Origin of the sequence: Streptomyces sp. NPDC000410 (assembly GCF_040300305.1) — a bacterium.
Lineage (GTDB): Bacteria > Actinomycetota > Actinomycetes > Streptomycetales > Streptomycetaceae > Streptomyces.
In genome coordinates, this window is the sequence record NZ_JBEPDM010000136.1 from 1 (window position 1) to 1,458 (window position 1,458).

The window sequence follows — 1,458 nt, forward strand, 5'->3', positions numbered from 1 at the left end:
TCCTGGGAAGGGGCGGTCGCCCCCGTGGTCGGGGTGGCGGAGGGGCCGGTCGTCGCGGGGGGCAGGGTGGAGGTGTTGCCCTGGCAGGTGGTGAAGGTGCAGTGCAGCAGCGTGAACCGGGTGGTCCCCTTGCCCTTGGCCTCGAAGGTGAAGGTGAGCCGGCCGCCGGCACCGGCCACCGGCTCGTCGCCGGAGTCCGACGCGTACTCCTGGCCGCGGCTGACCAGCACGGAGCTATCGGGCTCGGGGTCGACCAGGTACCAGTACTCGCGGGTGGAGGCGTTCTGGTCGACGGTGAGCGTGAAGCGCTCGCCCGGCTCGGCGGTGATGCTGGTGTCGTTCACCGGGCGGCTCGCGGTGCTCGTGGGATGGCTCGTGGAGCCGCCGGCCGGTTCGTCGGTGCCCGGGCCGCAGCCCGTGGCGAGAGCGAGAAGCGCGGCCGCCGCGATCGCGGCACCGCCCCTGCTACCGCGGAAGATGCAAATGATACGCATCGGGGAGATCACTGTCTGAAGCCTTGCCCATCCGGCCGTTGATGAAGTCGTCCTCGCTGACCCAGGTGGTCGTGCCCCAGGGGTTGTACACCTGAAGCATGTCACCCTCCTGGGCGATGATGGTCATCGCGTGGCCGCCGTCCTTGCCCTTGACGCCGAACGGCACCGGGCGGCCCTCCGCCACCGACTTCTCCACTTCGGTAAGGACCGCCCTGCGATCGTCGGCGCTGTTCAGTTCCCGGCGCTCGTAGTCGGTGCCGGTGGCCTTGCCGACGGAGGCGTCGAGGATCCGTTCCTTCCCCTCCCACCCCATGCCGTTCCAGTTCTTGCCGCCGCCACCTTCGGTGTGCAGACGGTGCTGTTCGGCCACCAGGCGCTGCCTGAAGGCGGCGGCGTCGTCCTGCTGCCCGTCGGGGCCGCCGGTGAGCTGGAGCGCGTACACGGGGTCGACCATGGCGCGGGCCGTGACGGTGGACGAGGCCACGCAGGTGCCCTCGGAGCCGTCGCCGCCCTGGGTCCACCCCTGGCCCCGGAACGTGACGGAGTCCGTGTTGTTGTTCGCGCCGTTCGGCGCCACGCCTTCGTCGTTCATGCTGTCCGCGGCGGTGACCACCGGAGTGAGGTGCCGGCGCATCCAGTCGGGGTCCTTGCCGTGGATCTTGTCCTGGAACTTCGCGATCTCGTCGACGCTGTGACCGGCGGCCAGTGCCTTCATCAGGTAGGCACGCTCCTGTGGGGTCTCCGCCTTCGCCAGCATCCGCTCCATGGCCTGCTCGTCATCGAGACTCAGCTTGTCCATACGCGTCGACGCGCGCTCCAGGTCGCTGGGCGTGAGGATCTCGTTCAGCTCGGCGTCGGCACCCGCGACACCGGCGTCGGCGAGCATCAGCTTGTCGACGGCGGTGAGTTCGCTGGTCTCCATCTTCCCGGCCCGCGCCTCGGCGGCCCACTTGTTCAGGTCCCG

The 1,458-nt window shown here is 69.9% G+C and carries 1 protein-coding gene and 1 pseudogene; both read right to left on the reverse strand.

The genetic code is table 11. The features are described 5' to 3' along the window. A partial coding sequence (locus ABT342_RS38090) for a protease inhibitor I42 family protein (protein WP_351584208.1) occupies positions 1-494 on the reverse strand: 494 nt, incomplete at its 3' end. After that, positions 466-1,458 (reverse strand): annotated as a pseudogene (locus ABT342_RS38095) (peptidoglycan-binding protein); the annotation flags it as partial. The pseudogene ABT342_RS38095 and the gene ABT342_RS38090, both read right to left, overlap by 29 nt.